23 protein-coding genes are annotated in these 23194 nt (G+C 43.6%); 6 read left to right on the forward strand and 17 right to left on the reverse strand.

Annotated elements, in window-relative coordinates:
* The 12 genes from VQ048_RS06495 to VQ048_RS06550 all read right to left on the reverse strand — a co-directional run bounded on the left by VQ048_RS06495 (nucleotide 1) and on the right by VQ048_RS06550 (nucleotide 15050).
* The gene (locus VQ048_RS06495; protein WP_327610878.1) at nucleotides 1–1338 is read right to left on the reverse strand and encodes a TolC family protein; all 1338 of its coding nucleotides are present in this window, start codon (nucleotides 1336–1338) and stop codon (nucleotides 1–3) included.
* A gap of 10 nt (nucleotides 1339–1348) precedes the next feature.
* Nucleotides 1349–1942 carry a TetR/AcrR family transcriptional regulator gene (locus VQ048_RS06500; RefSeq protein WP_327610879.1) on the reverse strand — a complete coding sequence of 198 codons (594 nt, stop codon included), beginning with the start codon at nucleotides 1940–1942 and terminating at the stop codon, nucleotides 1349–1351.
* A gap of 135 nt (nucleotides 1943–2077) precedes the next feature.
* The gene (locus VQ048_RS06505; RefSeq protein WP_327610880.1) at nucleotides 2078–3169 is read right to left on the reverse strand and encodes a PepSY-associated TM helix domain-containing protein; all 1092 of its coding nucleotides are present in this window, start codon (nucleotides 3167–3169) and stop codon (nucleotides 2078–2080) included.
* A 13-nt stretch (nucleotides 3170–3182) separates the two neighbouring features.
* Nucleotides 3183–5315, reverse strand: a complete 2133-nt coding sequence (locus VQ048_RS06510) for a TonB-dependent siderophore receptor (RefSeq protein ID WP_327610881.1) — start codon at nucleotides 5313–5315, stop codon at nucleotides 3183–3185.
* Between the two features lie 87 nt (nucleotides 5316–5402).
* Nucleotides 5403–5777 carry a hypothetical protein gene (locus VQ048_RS06515; protein ID WP_327610882.1) on the reverse strand — a complete coding sequence of 125 codons (375 nt, stop codon included), beginning with the start codon at nucleotides 5775–5777 and terminating at the stop codon, nucleotides 5403–5405.
* A gap of 301 nt (nucleotides 5778–6078) precedes the next feature.
* A complete protein-coding gene (locus VQ048_RS06520) occupies nucleotides 6079–6930 on the reverse strand; it encodes a nucleotidyl transferase AbiEii/AbiGii toxin family protein (RefSeq protein ID WP_327610883.1) in 852 nt (283 codons plus the stop codon).
* On the reverse strand, nucleotides 6927–7556 hold the full coding sequence (locus VQ048_RS06525; RefSeq protein ID WP_327610884.1) for a type IV toxin-antitoxin system AbiEi family antitoxin domain-containing protein: 630 nt from the start codon (nucleotides 7554–7556) through the stop codon (nucleotides 6927–6929). Before VQ048_RS06525 ends, VQ048_RS06520 begins: the two co-directional genes overlap by 4 nt.
* Nucleotides 7557–7778: 222 nt before the next feature.
* The gene (dnaK, locus tag VQ048_RS06530; RefSeq protein WP_327610885.1) at nucleotides 7779–9689 is read right to left on the reverse strand and encodes a molecular chaperone DnaK; all 1911 of its coding nucleotides are present in this window, start codon (nucleotides 9687–9689) and stop codon (nucleotides 7779–7781) included.
* Nucleotides 9690–9842: 153 nt separating this feature from the next.
* Nucleotides 9843–10220, reverse strand: coding sequence for a c-type cytochrome (locus tag VQ048_RS06535; RefSeq protein ID WP_327610886.1), 378 nt, complete (start codon nucleotides 10218–10220; stop codon nucleotides 9843–9845).
* An 80-nt stretch (nucleotides 10221–10300) separates the two neighbouring features.
* Entirely contained in the window at nucleotides 10301–11320 is a 1020-nt protein-coding gene (gene galE / locus VQ048_RS06540) for a UDP-glucose 4-epimerase GalE (RefSeq protein ID WP_327610887.1), read from the reverse strand.
* A 7-nt stretch (nucleotides 11321–11327) separates the two neighbouring features.
* Entirely contained in the window at nucleotides 11328–12455 is a 1128-nt protein-coding gene (locus tag VQ048_RS06545) for a DegT/DnrJ/EryC1/StrS family aminotransferase (protein WP_327610888.1), read from the reverse strand.
* A gap of 51 nt (nucleotides 12456–12506) precedes the next feature.
* Nucleotides 12507–15050 carry a phosphoenolpyruvate carboxylase gene (locus VQ048_RS06550; RefSeq protein ID WP_327610889.1) on the reverse strand — a complete coding sequence of 848 codons (2544 nt, stop codon included), beginning with the start codon at nucleotides 15048–15050 and terminating at the stop codon, nucleotides 12507–12509.
* 247 nt (nucleotides 15051–15297) lie between these two features.
* Between VQ048_RS06550 and VQ048_RS06555 the strand changes: the two genes are divergently transcribed.
* On the forward strand, nucleotides 15298–15687 hold the full coding sequence (locus VQ048_RS06555) for a hypothetical protein (RefSeq protein ID WP_327610890.1): 390 nt from the start codon (nucleotides 15298–15300) through the stop codon (nucleotides 15685–15687).
* 100 nt (nucleotides 15688–15787) lie between these two features.
* Here VQ048_RS06555 and VQ048_RS06560 read toward each other — a convergent pair whose 3' ends face one another.
* The 3 genes from VQ048_RS06560 to nadE are packed head-to-tail and all read right to left on the reverse strand — an operon-like array spanning nucleotide 15788 to nucleotide 17409.
* A complete protein-coding gene (locus VQ048_RS06560) occupies nucleotides 15788–16075 on the reverse strand; it encodes a barstar family protein (protein ID WP_327610891.1) in 288 nt (95 codons plus the stop codon).
* Between the two features lie 19 nt (nucleotides 16076–16094).
* A complete protein-coding gene (locus tag VQ048_RS06565; RefSeq protein ID WP_327610892.1) occupies nucleotides 16095–16595 on the reverse strand; it encodes a ribonuclease domain-containing protein in 501 nt (166 codons plus the stop codon).
* Between the two features lie 22 nt (nucleotides 16596–16617).
* Nucleotides 16618–17409, reverse strand: coding sequence for an NAD(+) synthase (gene nadE / locus VQ048_RS06570; protein ID WP_327610893.1), 792 nt, complete (start codon nucleotides 17407–17409; stop codon nucleotides 16618–16620).
* Nucleotides 17410–17492: 83 nt separating this feature from the next.
* Between nadE and gldB the strand changes: the two genes are divergently transcribed.
* Both gldB and gldC read left to right on the forward strand, forming a co-directional pair.
* Nucleotides 17493–18461 (forward strand): gliding motility lipoprotein GldB, encoded by a 969-nt coding sequence (gldB, locus tag VQ048_RS06575; RefSeq protein ID WP_327610894.1) that lies wholly within the window; start codon nucleotides 17493–17495, stop codon nucleotides 18459–18461.
* 23 nt (nucleotides 18462–18484) lie between these two features.
* On the forward strand, nucleotides 18485–18808 hold the full coding sequence (gene gldC, locus VQ048_RS06580) for a gliding motility protein GldC (protein ID WP_327610895.1): 324 nt from the start codon (nucleotides 18485–18487) through the stop codon (nucleotides 18806–18808).
* Between the two features lie 83 nt (nucleotides 18809–18891).
* Here gldC and VQ048_RS06585 read toward each other — a convergent pair whose 3' ends face one another.
* Together VQ048_RS06585 and VQ048_RS06590 are read right to left on the reverse strand one after the other, a co-directional pair.
* Nucleotides 18892–19890, reverse strand: coding sequence for a purple acid phosphatase family protein (locus VQ048_RS06585; protein ID WP_327610896.1), 999 nt, complete (start codon nucleotides 19888–19890; stop codon nucleotides 18892–18894).
* A 77-nt stretch (nucleotides 19891–19967) separates the two neighbouring features.
* Entirely contained in the window at nucleotides 19968–20759 is a 792-nt protein-coding gene (locus VQ048_RS06590; protein ID WP_327610897.1) for a hypothetical protein, read from the reverse strand.
* Nucleotides 20760–20960: 201 nt separating this feature from the next.
* Between VQ048_RS06590 and VQ048_RS06595 the strand changes: the two genes are divergently transcribed.
* The 3 genes from VQ048_RS06595 (at nucleotide 20961) to VQ048_RS06605 (ending at nucleotide 23176) form a co-directional block, all read left to right on the forward strand.
* Complete coding sequence (locus VQ048_RS06595; protein ID WP_327610898.1) at nucleotides 20961–21788, forward strand: SAM hydrolase/SAM-dependent halogenase family protein; 828 nt, start codon at nucleotides 20961–20963, stop codon at nucleotides 21786–21788.
* A gap of 62 nt (nucleotides 21789–21850) precedes the next feature.
* Entirely contained in the window at nucleotides 21851–22396 is a 546-nt protein-coding gene (locus tag VQ048_RS06600) for a CopD family protein (RefSeq protein WP_327610956.1), read from the forward strand.
* Nucleotides 22397–22447: 51 nt separating this feature from the next.
* A complete protein-coding gene (locus VQ048_RS06605) occupies nucleotides 22448–23176 on the forward strand; it encodes an ABC transporter permease subunit (RefSeq protein WP_327610899.1) in 729 nt (242 codons plus the stop codon).
* Nucleotides 23177–23194 lie beyond the last annotated feature (18 nt).

The raw sequence follows: 23194 nt of genomic DNA on the forward strand, positions 1-23194 counted from the left end.
TTAGTTGTTTTCGTTTAATGTTTTGAGTTTTCCTTGTGATTTCAAAAGTTCGATTTCAGCCAATTTGTAATTGAGTTTGGCCGTTGTTAAATTGTTTTTGGATTCCGTCAAATCCCGCTCCGCATCCAAAATATCGTTAAGCGTCGCCAAACCATACTGGTAATTACTCCGCGTATTGGCCAAAACCTCTTCTGCCAATTTCACGTTACGCTCCTGCATCCCGATGGTCACACGGTTATTCTCCAGCTGCGTAGTGGCATTTTTATAAGCCATATCCAAAGCCAGCTCCGTATCCCTCAAATCCGCCTGCGCCTTACTGATTTCGATCTTGTTATTCTCAATTTTGGACCGCGTGGAAAATCCGTTAAAAATAGGCACGCTAATGCTTAAACCAATGGAAGCCATATCCGACCAAAAGACCCCGTTATCCGTCCCATTGGTAAATGGAAAGCGTTTCCCCTGACCAAGCCAGCCGTAATTGGCCGCCAATGCCACCGTAGGGTAATACTCCGCCTCGGAAGCCTTCTTCTGCCATTCTAAAAGTTCCAACTGTTTGTGAAGCACTTTCAATTCCGTACGTTCCCCCGGCGAAGCCGTCTCCTCCAACAATACCATCGGATCAAAACTCTCTCTCGGCAGCTCGATCTCCTGCTCCATAGGCATTCCTATAATAAACTTAAGCGCATTCTCCGAAAGCAAAACCGCATTACGGTACTGCTGTACGCCAGACTCCACGTTATTTTTGGCCACCACCGTACGGTCGTAATCAATTTTCTTGGCCAAGCCCGCTTCGTAAAGCCCGCCGATGATTTTAATAGTCTGGTCGGTAATGGTTAAATTACTCTGTGCATTAGCCAACATCTGCTCGGCTTGGTAAACCTGATAGTAAGCATTAGCCACTTTTTCGATAATCTGCTCCTGCGTGAGTTGCTCGTTTATCAAATAAAACTCTTTGGTCGAACGAGCCGCTTTTAACCCCGTAAATACCGCCTGACTGAAAAGCATCTGAGTCAACTGAACCTGATTCATCGAAGTCCATTTTTGACCAAAAGCCACCTTAACCTTTTGCCCCGGAAGCCCGAACATCTCGCCCGGCAAAACCGTTTGCTGCAAAAGAGGATTATAAGCCGTACTGCTATTAAAAGTAAGTTTCGGATAAGCATTAGCCTTGACCTCCGCAATCTGCGCATCGCCCTTCTGAATGTTCAGCCGAGCCTTCTCCGCATCCGCCTTATGCTCCAAAGCATAAGAAATGGCCTCCGATAGAGTGAGCACTCTCGACTCCTGACCATAAACCAGCGACCCGAGAAACAACACCCCAAACACTATTTTTTTCATTATCTAAATTTTATTTTTTTATTTGTTGGTATTCTTCACGCCCTTTCTCCGTCATTATGGCCTGAAGATAAAAATCAATCACCCGATCCCGAAAAGCATCGCGAGAAATAAGATCCGAATCCACAATCGGAGAATTATCGTAAGCCTGCATCATCAAAAGCATCAAATGCACATACGACTCCGCACTGAAATCCTCCCGGTAAAGCCCCTGCAAACGCCCTCTTTCGACATTGCGCACAAAAATCTCCGAAATCTTTTCCGAAAACAACTTCATGTGTTTATTGAAAATATGCGGGTAATATTTCAGCAGCTGACGAACCATAATCGTATCGTTGCTTTTCACCATTTCGTCCATCTGTTCGTCCCGACAAAGAAGACGCTCAATCGCATTATCCGAATCCACGTTCAGGCGTTTCAGATTCTCCGCAATACCGTCCAGCTTGCAAGCCAAAACGTCTTCGATCAACGCCTCTTTATTCTTATATTTGGCATAAAGCGTTTTCTTCGACATCCCAAACTTCTTCGCCACATCGTCCATCGTAACGGTTTTCGCACCGTTCTCCAAAAACAAACGGGTCACCTCCTGCAAAAATTCTGCTTCCATCTTTAATTTTATTTTCGCTGCAAAGATACAAAAGGAAACTGAAAAACCAGAATAGTTTCCTGGTTTTTTACAACTACCTTCAAAAAACAACCGTAAAACCTCCGATTCACCCCCCAAAAAAAACGGAAGCCGAAGCTACCGTTTATACGCTCTTTTCTTTTTCCAAAGGTAAAACCCCGTAAGAGAAAGAAAAGCCGGACTCAACCCCGCAAAAACATAAAGCCCTTTGATCCACAAGGACTCATAATCGCCCCGATGAAGCTGTTTCATCATCCAGTAAAAACGTTCCGAAAAAGGTTTTTGTTCTATCCGAATAATTTTCAATCGCCGCCCCGTGGCCCCGTCATAATAAACCTCACTCCCCTTCCCCCAATACAAAGGATTTACCGTATCCGAAAATTGACCGCTAACCACCAAAGCCTTACCCGGCTCGGACGGAATTCTAACCGCAATAGGAGAAAACCCCGGAATCGCAAGCGCATCTTGAACCACCCCGTCGATATTAGCCCCCACAAGCATCCCCTGGGAAACCCTCGGAGGCAAAGCCCATTCCTGCGGTAAAAACAACCCCTTATTCATCCAAAATCCCGTAAAGAAAAGGATAAAATTAAAAGCCAAAGTCCACACCCCCACCAACCGGTGCAAAGACGAATAAAACGCCTGCGGAGATTTTCTGTTGATTTTCTCTTTAAAGCACAATACCGAAAAAAATTTCTTCCGATAAATAATCACCCCCGTCACCAAATTCAGAAAAAACGCCAAAGCAACCACCGCCGTAATCAAACGCCCCGGTTTATCCATCAAAAGCGAGTAATGAGCCGAATACAGCCAACGAAAAAAAGGAGCCCCCCAAGAGTTAAAATTCCCCTCCCGTAAAACCTCCCCCGTATGGGAATCCAACACACAACAATACAAGTAACTCTCCGCAACCTCCCGTTGATAAGTAAATACCGTAAACTCATACGCCTCGCAAGCGTCTTTAAGCGAGGTTCCAAGCATAAACTGCCGAGCCTGAGGGTAAGCCCGAAAAACCTTCCTATACATCTCGTCAAGCGAGGGAGTGTGGGTTTTCGTCATTCCGCAATACGTTCGAGAGCTCCCCATCTTCTCAATTTCTTTTTTAAAAACCAGCAAAGCCCCGGACAAACCGAAAAAGAGATATAAAATCCCGAAAAAAAGGCCGAAATAACGATGCCACCGAAACGAAACCCTCGTTATTTTTTTCATGTCCATCGTCGTACTATAACTTAATTTTAAAAGATAAAACCACCTGACGCAGCCCTCCGGGCGAAACCATCCCCCTGCCCCCATACCAATAATGCCGATTCAAAAGGTTTTCCGCCGAAAGCGATACCACAAACCTCGGCCGATCCAAAGCAATAGCCGCATTAAACAAAGCATAAGCTTCCGTATAAAACATCCCCTGCGCGGTATTAAGAATCAAATCTTTCCCATAATGACTGCCTCCAACCCCCAAAGACACCCCCTTCAGCCCTTCCAAAGCCGGCGCATAACGCACATACCACGTCGCCGAAAATTTAGGCCCCGAATCCACCGGCCTCAACCCCTGTGTGAGCGCATCCGAAACAACAAAGCGGCTCTCATTATACGCTATCCCAGCATGCACAAACCACCCCTTAAAAGGATTGGATTGAAAATCCGCTTCAATCCCTCGGCTATAACGACGCCCGTCCTGAATGAAAAGCTCCGCATCGGTCGGACTTTGACGAACCATAGAACTCACCTCAATAGCATAATAACTGACCGAAGCATCCAAAAGTCCTTTCTTCAGAGCCGCCTTCACACCGGTTTCCCATTGATTACCATACATCGGACGAAAATTCGTCATCTGCCCATTAACCGAACGGGGAGCCTCCGCCTGAAACCCATTCATATAATTGGCAAAAAAAGCCAAACGCTGCGGAATAACCTGATAATTAACCCCCAACTTAGGAGAAAATGCCGTCTGAGTAAAAGCACCACTCCTCAACCCCGCCAACGCATCCTCTACGCCTTTATTATCAATATAATTGAGCCGAGCACTCAGCATCAAATTAAAATGCTCCGAAAGATTAACAACCTGCGAGGCATAAACCGAATAATGATTTTGAAGCGCCCTGTATTTTTCCGAATAAGGCTTTAGTGCCAATTGGGACGAAAGGTACTCGTTATGAAACAAAGCATTTTCGGAGGCATCCCCCTTCAGCGGAACTTTAGTAAAATTCATGGATTTACTGCTGATTGCATAAAGGTATTGGTAAAATTCGACTCCGGCTAGCAATCGGCTACGCAGCTTTCCCATCCAAAAATCCCCGATAAAATCCTGCTGAACCTGATGACCATAAATCCCCTCCGGATACATCCGATAAACCCTTCGGGTTACGTTACGATTGTCGTCCTCCAACCTCAGGCGGATGTAATCGCCAAACGTCCGATTACGAACCGAAACCAAATTGGTTTCCGACCTCCAATTCTGCGAAAGCCGATAAATCGCTTTCCCGTAAAGATTGACCGATTTATTAGTCATCGTCAAACTATTGTCCGTGAAAGACCTGCGGTAATCCCAATCCAGTTCGCCCGAACGACTCGCCACCCCCAGTCCCACCTGAAACAAAGGAGAATTAGTCGACGTGCGGTTTAAGATTTCCGATTCAAACCGAACCGTTAGACGTTCGTTTATCCGATAAAGAACACTCGGAGCCAAAAAAAAGTTTCCGCTCCATCCCTGATCCTGAAACGTTTCCTTATAATGATAAGCCCCCGTAACCCGAGTCAAAAAAGCCCCCTGCTTATCCAACGACCGATTAAAATCCACCGTAACCCGCTGCAAATCATAACTCCCCGCACTAAACCCAATATGCGAAAAAGATTTAAGCTGAGGTCGAACCGTAATCCGATTAATCGCTCCACCAAAAGTAATCATCGTAGAGCCGCCGCCGCCAAAAATAACAGCACTAGGCCCCTTAACCACCTCTAATTGAGCAATATTAACCGGATCGGCATCCGAGGCCACATACCCGTTGACCCCATTACGAAAGCTGGAACGCGTACGAAATCCCCGAACCGAATAATAAGGCGAAAATCCCGCCCAACTCGGCGCAACACCCGTCGCATTTAAAAGCATCCCCGATTGGGTATAAAAATTTCTGTTTTCGATTAACTGAGGAGCAACCGAAGTAATAACTTGAGGATTTTCCAAATTTTTAAGCGGAAGCTTAGCAACCAAGGCACTGGACACCTCTTTCGCATTACTTAGCCCCTCAATAACCACTTCATCAATAATCGAATGCCCGCAGGCAACACTGTCTTTATCTTGTCCGAACAGACCGAGCGGAGCCGTCCATAAGACCGCACCGATAATCGTTTTTTTCATCCGTAAAAAAATAGGGTTTTCAATAAAAAAGTTTTGCACTCGTTTCGCAATGAAAAAACCTTTCAAAGGCTCTACATCACTTGAAAATCAACCTAAAATCGGTGGACGAAAAATTGTTGCATAATAATCCGGTAAAATAAAAAAAGAAAAGCCGAATCCCGATTCATACTCCAGTCTTGGCTCCAAAAAAACCTCTAAAAAAAAGGGCACCCCTCCCCCAAAAAACAAATCCAATCCCAAATACCGGTATTTGAAAACTTCGGCTTCATTGGACTCTCCCTGCGTTTTGGCCAAATCCTTCTTCAACTGACAAGTTCCATGACATGCATTTGATTTCAAAGCTCTCTGTTCGCAGAGGTTTTTCACAATATAATCATAGTTCAAGACATAGTTGAAAACCGGCAGGGAAAATCGCCCCACCACCGTCATCACCATAATGCCTAAAAATAGATTCCGTATCACCAAACAAAGGTAAAGTTTCCATCAGCCTCACTTTTATGCTTTCAATCATAAAAAAATACAAGAACCTCCTATTTATAAAAAAAATAAATCCTGAATTACCTTTCATCGCCACAAACGCCAAACCCTCGCCTTCCCCAAAAAGAAAAAACCACTGCGATTAGATTCACAGTGGTTGATGACTACGGAAATTCTTCCGTTATTATTTCACTTCTTCAAAAATAATAATATCTGAAAATCAATATTTTATACATTTACGATACAAATATAGTACGGAATAATGACTTTTCTCAAATAAAATCAATCACTTCACTTTCAAAAGCATTGACAAATCTTTAAAATAATCCTTCGACCAAATATCTAAAACTTTGGTATTTGGAATAAATCTGCTGACATCATTTTTTGCTATTTCAAAATTAACGGTTTCTATACGATGATGGAGTAAATTCCTAAATTCTTGCTCCATCATCGTGTCTTTTCCCCAATCGCCACTATCAATGGCTCTTATTTTAAAATGCTCCAAATTCAATTGAACGCCCTTTCGGATGTACCATTCCATATCGTACCAATCTCTGCCTTTCACATTGTGACCCCATTTTCTGAAAAGTAAAGCGTGCATTTTACCGGCAAACAAATCTTCTATTTTGAAGACTTTCACATAAAATGAATACGGCTGAAGCAAAAGTTTTTCTTCGGTTTCAAAGCCAAGAGGCGGTTTTGTATCAATTTCAATCTTAATTTTGATTCCCACATTTTGCCGCAAACCCCATTGAGGAATTGCTGTATCTAAAATCAATTCACTCCAAATTGTTTCAGATTTCAAAAATGCCGATTCTATATCCGATTTTTTGGATTTCTTTTTTGTTTTTACGCTTACTTGCATTCCTTGAGCGAGAAATTCTTCTTCAATAGCTTTCAAATAATCATCTAAATTAAAATCTCCATCTTCTTGAAGCAAAGAAAAATCCAAATCTTCGGAAAAACGATTGAGTCCGTAAAAAATCCTCAAAGCCGTTCCACCATAAAAAGCACTTTTGGAGAAAAATCCGCCTCTCGACAATCCCGCCAAAGCCAACTGTTGCATGATTTCCCGTAAGGCTTGTTTGTAATCTTCTGCTGTTTTAGGCTGATAATTTTCAATCCAGTCTTTTATCATAATGTTTCAATGGCTTTTATTAAGTTTTTGATTGATGCTTTTTTGGGAGCAACATCTGCCCAATTTTTCATCAATTCTGTATCTAAAAGTTTAAGTTGTTCTTCGTCAATTCTTAAATTTTCAGTCATAAATACTTTGGCAGATTCAACACTTCTTAAAAGAATGCCCGAGGTTGTAACCACTTTATCCATTAAAGCTTTTTCTGCCGTTGCGATGAGTGCAAACTGGTTTTCCCTGAGTTCTTCCCGCTTGATGCCCAAAGGATAACAGGCTACGGGGATTTTTTTATATTCAAATCTACCCAATTGATTATCAAAAATTTTAGAACTTTTAAAATTTATTGAAACTACTGAAAAAACTCTTTCGGGAATGAACCCTCTAAATGATAACGCTGATTCTAACGAAACATAACTTGGTGCATAAATGACATTAGCAATGCTAAATAGTTCGGGAATATTCGGGGAATCCCAAGCATACAATCCCTTTTTAAGAGAGATTAGCTGACCGCTTTTTACCAACTCATTAATTTTGTCATTTGGTCTTTTGTAATCTTTCAAAAGGCTGACTAATAGCTGATGTGTAAGCGGTTGAGCAATAAATTTTTGTATGGATGATTCTATTTTCACATTACAAATGTAATAAATAAAATAGATAATCGGAAATTTTCCGATTATCTACCTAAATAATGACGTAAAAAACGAAGAAGTCATATCAATTCATTCCCATATAAAAGTATATTTTCTGTTATTAAAACGCAGCATAACGATAGTATAAACTTGACAAAAAAACCGCCGTGAAAATTATATTTCACGGCGGCTTGTTACTAATTATTAGCAATCAACTAACCATTATTTCACTTCTTCAAAATCGGCATCTTGTACATCATCCGCTCCATTGTTTGCAGACTGGCCTGCCCCCGCATCAGCACCTTGCTGAGCCTGAGCCTGAGCATTGTACAACTCTTCTGAAGCCGCCATCCAAGCCGCATCCAATGCCTCGGATTTGGTTTTGATCGCTTCGATATCTTTCGCTTCAAAAGCGGTTTTCAATTCTGCTGCCGCCGCTTCGATAGCCGACTTCTTATCCGCTGAAATCTTATCGCCAAACTCCTTCAATTGTTTTTCCGTTTGGAAGATTTGCCCGTCGGCTTTGTTAAGAAGATCAGCCTCTTCTTTTCGCTTCGCGTCCGCTGCCGAATTTTCCTGAGCTTCTTTCTTCATTCTTTCGATTTCCTCGTCGGACAAGCCCGAAGAAGCCTGAATCTTAATAGACTGCTCTTTTCCGGTACCTTTATCCTTTGCCGATACACTCAAAATACCGTTCGCATCAATATCGAACGTTACCTCAATCTGAGGAACCCCTCTAGGTGCAGGTGGAATATCCGTAAGGTCGAAACGTCCAATCTCTTTGTTATCGTTAAACATCGGTCTTTCCCCCTGTCCTACGCGGATGCTTACCGCCGGCTGGTTGTCCGATGCCGTAGAAAACACTTCGGATTTCTTCGTCGGAATTGTAGTGTTGGCTTCAATCAACTTCGTGAAAACCGATCCCATGGTTTCGATACCCAAAGAAAGCGGAGTAACGTCCAACAACAACACGTCTTTCACATCTCCCGTAAGAACACCCCCTTGAATGGCCGCTCCAATAGCCACCACTTCGTCCGGATTAACCCCTTTCGACGGAGCCTTACCAAAGAATTTTTCTACCGCTTCCTGAATAGCCGGAATCCTTGTGGAACCTCCTACCAAAATGATTTCATCAATATCGGAAACGCTCATACCTGCGTTTTTAAGCGCCGATTTACAAGGCTCAATCGTTCTTTGGATCAAATCGCTGGCCAACTGCTCAAATTTCGCTCTGGTAAGAGTTTTAACCAAGTGCTTAGGCCCTGAAGCCGTCGCCGTGATATAAGGCAAATTAATCTCCGTCTGTGTTGAAGAAGACAATTCCACTTTAGCTTTTTCAGCCGCTTCTTTCAATCTTTGAAGAGCAATAGCATCCGTTTTAAGATCCACGCCCTCTTCCGCTTGGAATTCGGCCGCCATCCAGTCGATGATCACGTTATCGAAGTCGTCCCCTCCAAGGTGAGTATCCCCATCGGTAGCCTTCACCTCAAAAGAAGCATTTCCATCCACCTCGTACATTTCCAAAACCGACACGTCGTGCGTTCCTCCACCGCAGTCGAAAACCACCACATTCATGTCTTTTTTGCCTACTTTATCCAAACCGTAAGCCAAAGCTGCCGCCGTAGGTTCGTTGATAATACGCTCTACTTTAAGCCCCGCAATCTCACCTGCTTCCTTCGTCGCCTGTCTTTGCGCATCGTTAAAGTAAGCCGGTACCGTAATCACCGCACGAGAGACCTCTTGCCCCAAATAATCCTCTGCCGTTTTCTTCATTTTCTGAAGAATCATCGCCGAAATTTCCTGAGGAGTGTATTCTCTTTCGTCGATTTTTACTTTCACGGTATCGTTCGGTCCTGAAACCACCGTGTACGGAACTCTAGTAATCTCCGAACTGTCGTCCTTGAAGTGAGTTCCGATAAAACGCTTGATGGAATAAACGGTGTTCTTAGGATTAGTTACCGCCTGTCTCTTAGCCGGATCTCCTACTTTACGCTCGCCGTCTTCCGTAAACGCTACAATGGAAGGTGTGGTTCTCTTCCCTTCCGCATTTGGGATCACAACAGGGTCTTTACCCTCCATTACCGCAACACAAGAGTTGGTCGTCCCAAGGTCAATTCCAATAATCTTACTCATACTATTTATTTTATTTTTTTATTAAACAATTTTGTTTTACGCTTTCCATACTCTCTAAAAATATACCAAGCCTTTTTTTATGACAAATTGACACAAAAAAAATGCTCCTTTCTTCTTCGGAGCATTTTTACTATTTCTTTTTTAATCGTTCGCTTATTTGAGCGTCAGGATATATTCCACCATTTTTTTAGCATTTTCCTTACTTAGTCCCGCATGAGGTGCCATCGGAACCGCTCCCCAAACGCCGGAGCTTCCATTGATGATATTATCGGCCAATTGGTCCACATCATCCTGCGTGTATTTCGCCGCAATCTCCCGATACGACGGCCCCACCAATTTCCCTTCTTCCTTATGGCAAGCCAAACAATCTGCCCCGTTAATCAACGTTCGCCCCTCATGCTCCTGAGGAGAAGCCGTCGCTTCCACAGGCTCTTCAAGTACGGTCATTTTTTCTTTCTCGGGCGAAGATTCGGTTTTGGAACACGCTAAAAGCATCCCGCCAAACAAAAAAGCTAAAGCAATCTTTCTCATAATCAATCTGTTTTTATTATCCCTTTAAAAAATCCTTTTTTAACTTCCAAATAACCTTTACCGTGGCAAAAACTATTGGTTTACGCTTTTCTTTGATCCAAGTATTGCTGCCATTGCCAAGTCGTCCTAAGAGCTTCCTCCAAAGACGTATCCGAACGCCAGCCTAATTCCCTTTCTGCTTTATCGGCATTGGCGTAAGCCACCGTAATATCACCGGCACGACGTTCGCAAATCCGGTAAGGCACTTCCACATCGTTAGCCCGCTCAAAAGCATGAACCACTTCCAAGACCGAAGCCCCCTTTCCCGTTCCCAAATTATAAACATCCACCAAGGCCTGATCCGGCTCGTTCAACAGCTTCCGAAGCGCAGCAACATGAGCCTTAGCCAAATCCACAACGTAAATGTAATCCCGAATAGCCGTTCCGTCAGGCGTAGGATAATCGTCTCCCCAAACAGAAAGACACTCCCTGATGCCCGCCGCCGTCTGCATCACATAAGGCACCAAATTATTAGGAACCCCAATAGGCAACTCGCCCAAAAGTCCGCTGGGATGAGCCCCTATCGGATTAAAATACCTTAAAAGCGATACTTTCTTTTGGTACGCCAAAGCAAAATCCCTTAAAATTTCTTCCCCCATCTGCTTGGTCTTCCCATAAGAAGACTCCGGTAACTTCAACGGAGTATCCTCGTCAATAGGCATCCGATCCGCCTGACCGTAAACCGTACAAGACGAACTGAAAATAAAATTAGAAACGCCTTTAGCCTTAAACTCTTGCAAAAGATTAATCAACGAAAACAAATTATTCTCGTAATAATCCACTGGTTTTTCCTGGCTTTCGCCCACCGCTTTATACGCCGCAAAATTAATGCACCCCTCAATCGAATGAGCTTCCAACACTTGGGATAACAACTCCCTGCGCTTAAGATCGAAAGGATAAAAAACCGGTTTTTTTCCCGTTATTGCCTCGATATTATGCAAAATGAATTTCTCCGAATTGGACAAGTCGTCCACAATAACCACCTCAAAGCCCTCATTAAGCAATTCCACCACCGTATGCGAGCCGATATACCCTAATCCTCCCGTTACCAGTATAGCCATCCTGATCTTAATTTTTAAGGAATTCCAAAACGGAATCCGTGATGTATTTTAATTGTTCCTCGTCCAATTCCGTATGCATCGGAAGCGAAATCACCTGATCCAAAAGACGATCGGTATTAACAAAATCCGAAGCCTCACTGGGTTGAAAATAGGCCTTTTGGTTTCTTAAAGCCACAGGATAGTAAATCATAGCCGGAATATCCTTTTCCGCCAAAAACGCCTGCAACGCATTGCGTTTCCCGTTGAGAATACGCAAAGTATACTGATGAAAAACGTGGGTACTGTAATCCGCACGCACAGGAATCAAAATAGACGGATGCCCCGAAAAGGCCTCATCGTAATAATCTGCCGCCCGTCGCCGAGCCTCATTATAAGCATCCAAATGAGGTAGTTTTTTTCTCAAAATAGCCGCCTGAAGACTATCCAAACGGGAATTAACCCCCACTTCGTCATGGTAATAACGCTTGTACATCCCATGATTGACAATCCCGCGCAACTTGTGCGCCAAATCATCATCATTAGTGAAAATCGCGCCTCCGTCGCCGTAGCAACCTAAATTCTTAGAAGGAAAAAAGGACGTCGTGCCCATTGTTCCCATTGTCCCCGATTTTTTCACCCGTCCGTCGGAAAAAGTATATTCGGCGCCAATCGCCTGAGCATTATCCTCAATAACATGAAGACCATGCGCTTGAGCAATCTTCAAAATCTCCTCCATATTGGCACATTGCCCAAACAGATGAACCGGGATAATCGCTTTGGTCTTATCCGTAATTGCCGCTTTCAACTTCTCCGTATCGAGGGTAAACGTATCGTAATCCACATCCACCAAAACCGCTTTCAGCTTCAAAAGATGAATCACCTCCACCGTAGCCGCAAACGTAAAATCCACAGTAATGACCTCATCCCCCTCCTTCAAACCCAACGCCATTAAAGCAATCTGCAAAGCGTCCGTGCCGTTGGCACAAGGAATCACATGTTTCACCTCCAAATAGTCCTCCAGCTCTTTTTGGAAAGACTTCACCTCAGGACCGTTGATAAAAGCCGCCGAATCCATCACGTTAAGGAGTGCATTATCCACCTCCGATTTTATTTTGTAATACTGACTTTGCAAGTCAACCATTTGTATTTTTTTCATAAAACTGCTTTATCCCTCAAAGTTAGGGCTATTTGTAGATTTAAAAAAATTTTAAGCCGAATTTCTGCTGGCATTGATGTTACCGAAAAGCGATCGCATCACAAGTTTTTCGTAAACCTCGGTGTGCTCCCCGCCCTGCTGAATCTTCATCAGAGCATACTGCTGAATACTAAGCAGCGGCAAAACAATCCTTTCCCTAAGTTTTACGGATTGGCGGGACAAAGGCTCTTCCTGCTGAAGCACATCAAACCCCGTAAGCTCTAACATGAGCGCTTTGGAAGCCTCATACTCCTCAAAAAGAATCGTCCAAAAATCCCCGAATTTAGAATTCTGCTTCATATAAGACGTAAGCGGAAAGTAAGACTTATTCATGCTCATCATGGAATTAAGCACAAGCGTTTTAAAAAATTCCGATCCCTTGTACAAAGCTCTAACCTCCTCAAAACGTCCACCCTCCTTCAGCGCCTTCAATGCCGTCCCAAAACCAAAAAAGCCCGGAACATTTTGTTTAAGCTGAGCCCAAGACCCCACGAATGGAATCGCCCTCAAATCCTCAAACTTCAGATCGTCCCCGGCACCCCGTTTACTCGGACGACTGCCGATATTGGTCTTTCCATAATAAGGCAGCGTACTCATTTCCTGCAAATAAGGCACAAACATAGGATGCGCTTTCAAGTCGCTATACTTCTTAAAGCTGAGTTCGGCCAATTCCTCCAACAAAGCCCTCTCCGAACAGCTAAGCTGCTTTTTAGAAGTCTTGAACACGTCGTTTTCGATTCCCGCAGTCAGCAGCTGCTCAAAATTATACTGCGCCTGATCCTTATTCCCAAACACGGAAGTAATCGTCTGCCCCTGTATAGTCAATTCAATTTTGTGATTGGCAATGGTCGCCCCCTGCGAAGCATAAAAATCATGCGTCTTCCCGCCTCCCCTGGCCGGTGGCCCGCCTCTACCGTCAAAAAAGACCACTTTATAGCCGCATTCTTCCGATAGTTGGGTAAGCCTCTCCTTGGTTTCGTAAATCTCCCAGTTAGCCTTCAAATACCCCCCGTCCTTTGTTCCGTCGGAAAACCCAAGCATAATGGTCTGCCGATTACCTCGTCGTCTCAAATGCGCCTGATATTGAGGCATCCCGTAAAGCGATTTCATCACCTCCGGCCCATTCGCCAACCCTTCCATGGTTTCAAAAAGAGGCACAATATCCATGTTAATCTCCTCCTCCTTATAACCGCACAAACGGAAAAGACCATACACATTAAGCACATCTTTAACATGATCCGAATTAGAAATAATATAACGGTGAAGTCCCCGCTCGCCATTCTCCCGCTGAATAGCCCTGACATTAACAATGCTTCGGAGGGTTTCTTTCGTCAGTCCCTCAAAATCTTCCGGATCAAGACAAAGATCCGTAGTCAAAAGCCAAGCCATCTTTTCTTCCACGGTATATTCGGAAGCCGGACGACCACTCTTCAAGGTTAAAATTTCATCCACAATCGCCTGATGGACGCGGCTATCCTGCCTAATATCCAACGTGGCAAAATGCGTCCCAAAAATCCGCACCCGATCCTTATAATCCTGAAGCAAATCCAAGAAAAGCCCCCCGTGACGAGTCACCAAAAGCTCCTGAGCCTGATCCAACTTCGCCAATATTTCCTCCGAAGACATGGATGGCGCCCCATTAAAAATGCTGCCGTACAGCCCTTCGCTGAGTGATTCCAAAACCTCAGAAACCCCTCGAAAACTCAAACGACGACGCAAGGTTTTAAGATGTTCGTAATAGCATTTCAAAATCGTCAAACGAAGCTCCTGAGCCACCTTCAAAGTAATTTCCGCCGTCACGTAAGGATTCCCATCCCGATCCCCTCCCGGCCAAAATCCCAACTGAACCACATCCGGATTAGGCACAAAATGGTTGGCTGCAAACGTTAACTTCAGCTTTTTATACAATTCGCCAATCGTATCGTAATAAACATAACGCAAATAATAAATAATACTTCGAGCTTCATCCAAAGGCGTAGGCCTTTCCCTATTAAGAAAAGGCGTCTTACCAAGCTGCTGCAACAACTCGTCGATCTCTCCGATGGAATCCCGGCGAATCGCCCCGCGAAGATCATGCAAAATACGCTGCACCGCATTAGGATAAAACTGAGTAGGATGCGCCGTAAAAACCACCCGAACCGCAAAATCTTCCAATTTTTCCCGAACCGCTTCCAGCTTTTGCTCCCCCGCGCTCCTCTCGTACAATTGGCGGACAGTTCCCGCATCGCTTGACGAATGAAGTTCGGAAAAAGCCGCATCCTCAATACTATCAAATAGAACCACCTGACGTTCAATATACTGGACTATCTTAAACAGAAGTTCCAATTTCTGAGGCTCCGAAACCAACTCGGTATGTTTACTGAAAAAGTCATCCACGATTTCCACCGGATTTTTTCCTTTCTCGTACCCCGCCTTGCTCTTCTCGTAAAGAAATGGCAAAAGCATACCGATATTGGCCATTTTGTCGTAAGGAAGGCTCATGAAAAGCGCATTGTAGACCTGATATTTATTCTCTACAAGCTGCCGAAATTGTTCTTGAATTCGATCGTTTAACATCCAACAAATGTAGTGATTTTACTTCTTAGGGAGTATCGAAAAAAAAAGAAATCACAACGCCTCTGCCTCAGTAAAACAAAAAGCAACCTCCAAAAACAAATTGGAATAAAAATTAAAAATCCAAAAAATTAATATTAATTATTTATTAATTTATTGTTAATTTAATTTTAATTTATTTACTTTGTATTCAGATTTAAGATTTGATAGTCAATCAACAATCCTTATTAACAACCTCAAAAATCCACACATGATGAAAAAAAATTTTCTAAAAACAGCAGGGGTTTTGGGAGTATTACTCTTCGCAGGCATGATCTCCAACGTTAACGCCCAAGATAGCAATCTCATCCAAGAAGTTAACCTAAGTTCCAAAGACGGCTTTCAACAGCTAAGAAACCTTATCGGATTGCAATTCGATTACACCAACCCCAACCTTAGCGAAGGCCAAGCCCAAAGCATCGTAAAATTTGAAATCGCCGAAAACGGAAAAATGAAAAACATAGACGCACAAGGCGATTGCGAGTATGTCAATCAGGAACTGGAGTCCGTCATGAAAAAATTGGTCTACAAATTTCCTTCTGAAATGACCACCGATAAGGTTTACATAATGCCCGTAAACCTGTCTATCGCATCCAGATAGCAAAGCGCAAAATAATAACTTTAAGAAAAAAGCTTCGGATATACACCGAAGCTTTTTCTTGTTACAATCTAAAGTAATCTTAAAATTCCCCTAAGCAGTCTCAGTCCTCGTCCTCGTATTGTTCCAAATAATACGAAAAGCTAAACCCTTCCACCTCCTCATCCGCTTCTTCCAAAACCGAAAGCAAGTCCTCAAAATCCTCCAATTGATCAACCGTCATGTTAACCAATTCCAAATGCAAAGGAAGCGAAACCTCCCCGGACAAACTGTCATAAAGCGCATCCAAATTGCCCCCGAAATGATCCGAAAGAGTAAGCTTCGCTTTTAATTGCTCATAAAAATCCTCAAAATCCCCAATCGTGGAAAAATCAATATAAACCGTATTCATCTGTATCCAATAGTTTAGTTTATTGTTTCGTAAAAGTTTTGTAATGATCGTGCGTCAGCCATACCTCCCCAGATTCCGTAAACACAATCCGATCCGAACCACGGCGGCCACAACGGTAATTAACATCCGCTTCGTAGTAAGTTACCCCCTCAGGGAATTTTCGCTCACGATTGGAAAAACGATCCCCACCAATCGCCCGACCAGGAAGCACCTCGCACAAATTCCCCTCCGAAGCCACCCATCCCCGCTTACGAGCCTGCGCTTTAGTAAGATAATAATCCGGCAAATGCCCGTTGGATTTCACGTACGAAACCACCCGACTTTCAGCCGTCAATTCATCTATCCGCTCCCGCGAAGTCAAAACTGCATCCTGCTGCTCCCCTCGAACCTGCACCGACTCCAACGAGCTACCTTCCTGCTTTTTCGCTATCGTATAGTTATTGAACACATGCATGCCCAAAAACATAGACAACGCTCCAACCAAGAAAAATATAACATAATTCCTTTTTGTTCCGTTCATCTGTCTTCGTTTTTCTTTTTTATCACCCTCTCCACTCCTCCGGGATGTCGCAAACCGGAATCGGATTCATCTTATGCTGAGCCGCCTTATTCATTCGAGAAAAAATCCGAAATACTTCAAGCGATCTCCCCTCGTAATCCGCCTCCGTTTTTGTTCCCCATTCCTTCTGAATAGCCTCCAACTCCGGATAAGTCGCTCCAATCTGCTGTTCGTCCGTACGATCCACATCCCATAAGCCGTCCGTAGGAATCGCATTTTTAATCGACTCCGGCAAGTCCAAAGCCCTCGCCAAAGCATAAACCTCCGTCTTGTAAAGATCCGCAATCGGAGATACATCCACTCCGCCATCACCGTATTTCGTGTAAAAGCCAATCCCAAAATCCTCCACTTTATTCCCCGTTCCACAAACCAACAAACCGTTAATCTGACCATAATAATAAAGCGTTAACATCCTCAGACGACTCCTCGTATTAGCAAAAGCTAGTTTTTCCGAAGGGTACTGCCCGTCCTGCACATCAAACGTACGGTAAAGAGCCTCAAAAGCTTCATTAAGATCCACCGTCATCCCTCTGACATTCGGGTATTTATCCGTCAAAAAACGAATATGCTCCTGCGCACGGCTCACCTGATCCTCCGGTTGCCGTATCGGCATTTCCAAAGCTAACACCTCCAGTCCCGTCATGGCGCACAGCGTCGATACCACTCCACTGTCAACACCCCCCGAAACGCCAATCACATACCCTTTAACTCCCGCTTTTCGAGCATAATCCCGAAGCCAAGCCACAATATGTTCAATAATTTTTTCTGTTTTCATACGCTAATCTCAACCTTACTTCTCTTCCAAAGATTCGGCTTAAATTTATTACTTTTGTACGCTTTAAATTCGATGTAAAAGTAATGAAGTTTTTTAGATTTTGGCCTTTTTGGGCTTTTTTAATGTTGGGAAGCCTCTCTTCCTGCCAAAAAGAAACTCCCAACCCGTGGGAACACCCCGTACAAGTAACGGAAAAAACCAACATTACCGACCTCTCCAAATCATTCTACGATCCCACCTACCCCTTGGATACGTTCAAGGCAAAGTACCCGTGGTTTCAGGGAAGCGTCTCGGATGAAGATTTTGTCCAAAGAAGAAAAGACCCCGAAGAAATAAAAATCTACCAAACCGCCGTAAAAAAAATCGACCAAGGTAAACTCGAAAACGATTTAAACCAGCTTTTCTCCAGAGTAAAGCATTATTTCCCCCAATTCGCCCCACCGAAAGTTTACCTCTTCTCCTCCGCCCTGCAAATGGCAAAGGACCCGGTTTTTTTCATCCCCAGCGAAAACCTTTTATTCATCGACATAACAGGCTTTCTGGGCGAAAATGCTCCCGAATACCAAGGCATGGAAAATTATTTTAAAAAATCCATGAACCCAAACAACCTTCTGCCCAAAGTTGCCGCAACCATAGCCGAAAATTTCGTAAAGTACGACAACACCAAATTCATCGACCAATTGGTTTCCAATGGAAAAATCATGATTTTGCAAGATGCCTTTCTTCCCGAAACGCAAGACCACCTGAAAATAGGCTATTCCCTCCCGCAATACGAATGGGCCAAAGCCAACGAAAGCAACATTTGGAATTACTTTGTAGAAAACAACTTGCTCTTCAGCGACGACCAAAGACTCGCCGAACGTTTTATCGCACCGGGACCCTTTTCCAAATTCTACACGGAAATCGACAACGAATCGTCCCCCCAAATCGGCATCTTTACCGGATGGCAAATTGCACGAACCTACTACAAAAAACATCCCGAAACCCCATTGCAAGAGTTTCTAAAAATGGATAACCAAACTTTGTTTAACCAAGCGGTGTATAAACCATAGCACCCAATATCTAAAACCGACTTATGAGAAAAACCCAAATTACCATCGACGTAGAACTGGACGAAAATCACGTCCCCGAAACCATCACTTGGAACGCCCAAGACGGCGGCATCGAAAAACAACCCACCAAAGCCACCATGATTTCCGTATGGGACGACAAAACCATGGAAGCCCTACGCATCGACCTTTGGACCAAAGACATGCCCTTGGACCAAATGAAAATCTTTATCCATCAAATTTTAATCTCCTTGAGCCACACCTACCAAAGAGCCTCCGGTGAAGAAGATGTCGCCGAATGGATGGAACAAATGGCCGAAGAATTTGCCCAAAAATCCGCCATCAAATAATCGAAAAAAACTCAAAATAAAAAACCGAGGCGGTGGCTTTGCAAAGCCACCGCCTCAATACTTGAAAAACCAGATTTTAAAACTTATTTCTTGAAATCCTTCTTCTCCTGATCGTACGTATAAAGCACCTTCCCTTCCGCATTCACAACCGAAACCCTTAATCGGTTCCCCGTTACCGATGCCGTCATAAAGCCTCCGTCGGAAACCGCAAATTTAGTCCCTTCCCGTTCTCCCGAAGGCCGAATGGCACTTCCCGCCCCCGACAAATACTGAACCGTACGGCTTCCTTTCGGCTGAATAATCTGCAAATCGTGCTCGTGACCACAAAAGTACGCGTCCACTTTGTGTTTTTGAAAAATCGGTTCGAGTAAGGCTCTTATTTCTTCCGTTTCCTTGGCTTCCTTCCTCACCCCTCCACTGTAAAGCGGATGATGCCCAATTACAAAAATCCACCGAACCGATGAAGACGCATTTGCAAGCTGAGCGTTAAGCCATTCAAGCTGAGCCTGCGGATCCTGCTTTCTGACGTTATCCCCAATATTCCCCTTGTAATTTTGGTATTTGGAAATAAAAGGATTGGTATCTATCACCAAAAATAAAACCTCCCCTTGGCCGCCCTTAAGCTTATAAGTCCGGGAAAAATAAGTGGATGGCATTACCCAACGACGGCTAATTTTGGAATATTCAATCTGCGCCTCGTAGTTGCCATAATAATCATGATTTCCCAAAGCCACCAGCCAAGGTTTATTCAAATCATATTGGGAATATATTGACTCAAAAGAAGCATTCCACTGCGGATCTTGAACACTGGCCACCCCGTCAGGATAAAAATTATCCCCAACAGACACCACCATATCTCCCCCTAAAGTTTTCGAAGCAATCGCCATCTGCCGAGCCACCGGTTTTTGGTAAAACTCGCCATTGCGCCCCCAATCCCCCAATACAAGAAAATGAAAAGCCTCTTTCAATTTTGTTTTCGCCAATTCTTCATTCACAGGCGGCTCGTAATACCCCTGAGCCGAAAGCGAAAGCGAAAGCAACCCTAACCAAACAAACACAAAACGTCCTAAAATCCGATTCATTTTTTCTTTTTTTCGCAATTTAAGGCTTTACCGAACGAAAAAAAAGATTCCGTTTTAAAAAATAATTAATTCCGACTTTATTTTATTTTCAAAAACTCTCTCAGAGCAATGGTCAAATAGCTTGCAATGCTTTCTTCTTTAAAGTCCGAAGCATAATTTTTAGTCAAATCAAACCGTTGATCCGCATAAACCAAAATTTGATCCAACTGGTAGTCGTCAATCCCATACTTATAATATTCTTCCAAGTTCAAAGAAGCCTTCACCCTGCGGTAAAATGCCTGCCTTTGAGTAAAATCAGGTTCTTTTTTCGGATTCAATTTCTTTTTTAACGCTCCGACAGCCGTCCCAATCAGACCACCATCCCCACCGACAGAAAGCAAATTAATTTGCCCCGCTTTATAATTCGGCCCAAGATTTAGTGTTGAAGGCATAGCCGGCAACAGAGCAACCGCCTTAGGTGCCGCCGAAGCCCTCCACGAATAGACTTCTTTATTAAGTGCAATCTCCCTATTCGGACGGTTCAGAGCCTCGGCATCTTTTTTCAAATCGCCTGAAGGACGAAAACCAATGGAAACCTCCTCGATAGCCTTCGGAACAGACTGCATATTCACCAAAACCGAACGCTCTTTCCCCACCCGCAATTCGACCCTCTCATACCCTTGTTTCATCAAGCGGATTTCATCCCCTTGGGAAGCCTGCAAAACGAACGCCCCCTGCAAATTGCTGTACACTTTTTGAGACGTATTTATATTGACCACCAAGACCGAAGGAAGCCCAACCCCATCCGTACGAACCTCCCCCGAAAAATCCTGCGCCCCCAACCAACACCACCCCAAAGCGAAAATTAAAAAATAAAATTTTATTCTCATACGTTATTCCTTTCGTTCCGCACAAAAATAAACCCCGAAACCAAAAGACTAAACCACTGATTTTAAAAAAAAATACACTTTTAACCAAGATTAACATCTTTTGAAAAATCTTAAGAAAAAAACATCTTTTTTTAGTTAAAATTACTTCCTGGATTCTTAAATTGCCTTTCGACCAAAACCATAATTTCCTATTTTTGCATCATGCCTGTCATTACGCTTACTTCCGATTTTGGAATCGTCGATTACCGCGTCGCAGCCATCAAAGGCTGCATCGTCTCCCAAAAACCAGACGCCTGCATTATCGACATCACCCACGACATCGAAGCCCATAATTTGCTTCAAACTGCTTATATAGTAAGAAACGCCTATCACTACTTCCCGAAAGACAGCATTCATATCATCTGCGTGGACAGCTTTTACCGAAAGGAAATCCGACCTATTCTTTATAAAGTGGACGGGCATTATTTCATTGCCTCAGACAACGGTATTCTAAGCCTGATATTCAAGGACATCAACCCCGAATCCGTCTACGAAATCACTCTAAACAACCGCTTTGATGACGAAGTAAATTCCACCGTAAGGGACATCTTCGTCCCTACCGCCGTTTACCTCCTCAGCGGTGGCTCACCCGAAGTGATCGGACGCCCCATAAAAGACCCTCAACAAAAATCCTACTCCAATGCCGTCTATAACGAAAGTGAAAAAATAATTATCGGCGAAGCCATATACATCGATCATTTCGGCAATGTGGTTTCCAATATCAGCCGGAGCCTCTTCCTCAAAACAGAGGTTAAACACACCGCCTTTAAAATAAGATTTCGAAATTACGCCTTCAGCACCGTCCATAACAATCACACCGATCTGGTTAAAGATTGGAGCCGCGAAAGCGAATACCACGGCAAATCCGCCGCCGTATTCAATGAAGCCGAATTACTGGAAATCTGCATCTATAAAGGAAATAAAAACAACGGAGCCAAATCGCTATTGGGCATCAACATAGGAGAGAAAATCTACGTGGAATTTTCCTAAGGCCTCACTTCGTTTTGCCGTTGTTTTAGAGTATCTTTGCAACCATTTAATTATTTATTATGCTGGCATACCCTATTCTGAAAGCGGTTCATATCATTTTCATGGTAAGTTATTTTGCGGGAATTTTTTATCTCGTCCGCCTTTTTGTGTACTACAAGGATACGGATGATTTTTCCGAACCCAAACGTTCCGTCCTTCGCGAACAATACGTTTTCATGGCCAGAAGATTGTGGAACATCATCACCGTCCCCGCCTTTGTTCTAATGTTACTAAGCGGAATCTCAATGATTTTCATCAATAACGGACTGATGCAATCGCCTTGGTTCCACCTTAAATTAACCTTGCTTTTGGGGCTTTTCCTCTATCACTACTGGTGCTGGAAAAAAACCAACGAACTGAAAAAACTCGATGGCCAATCCATTTCCACGGCCAACATTGCCCTAAGACAAGCCAATGAGATAGCGACATTCCTTTTATTTTTGATTGTTTTTACGGTAATTTTAAAATCGTTGGTTCTCACTTACTGGTGGCAATTAATTGCCGGTTTTGTCGTTTTAGTCCTGACCATCCTGATGATAGTAAAATGGGTGAACAAAAATAAAAAATAAAGAAAGGTAAATTTTTCGCCACTCAAACTTAAAATTAAGCCCCTTTTCAAAATGATTGCATTACTAAAAAAAGAACTATGGAGCTACTTCGGAAATTGGAGCGCATGGCTTATCATTGCCGCTTTCAGTACCGTATCGGCTTTGTTTCTGTTCTTCTTTGAAAACGAAACCAATATTTTCGAGGTAGGACAAGCCTCGCTTCACGGTTTTTTCACCCTCTGCCCCTGGCTTCTCATGTTGGTTATTCCGGCCATTTCCATGAAAAGCTTTGCGGAAGAAGCCCAGCAAGGCACGCTCCAATGGCTCTTTGCCCAACCGCTATCGACAAAAGATTTGGTTCTCGGAAAATTTTTTGCCGTGAGTCTGATTGGCATCTTGTGTCTTCTTCCTTCGCTGGTGTATCTGTACACGCTTCTCACCCTGGGAGTTCCGGCCGGAAACCTTGATGTAGGAGCCACATTGGGAAGCTATCTCGGGCTCATTTTGTTAATTGCCGCATTCTCAGCCATCGGCCTATGGACCTCTTGCCTGACCTCCAATCAAATCATGGCCTACCTTTCAGGGGTTTTTGTTTGTTTCATCGCCTTTTTCGGAGTGCAGCAACTCGCCAATTACAAACTCCTCGGCGCTGCCGATTATTATTTGGCTAACTTAGGCTTTTACCACCATTACATCGCCTTTACCCGAGGCCTCGTCGATACGGCGGACATCTTTTATTTTATGTTCGTGATGGTCCTCTGTTTGGTTTTATCCGGCTATGCCCTCCAACGCAAACGTTAACCCTTCCGCTTTTTATTT

The organism is Bergeyella anatis (genome assembly GCF_036016955.1).
Lineage (GTDB): Bacteria > Bacteroidota > Bacteroidia > Flavobacteriales > Weeksellaceae > JAYWXI01.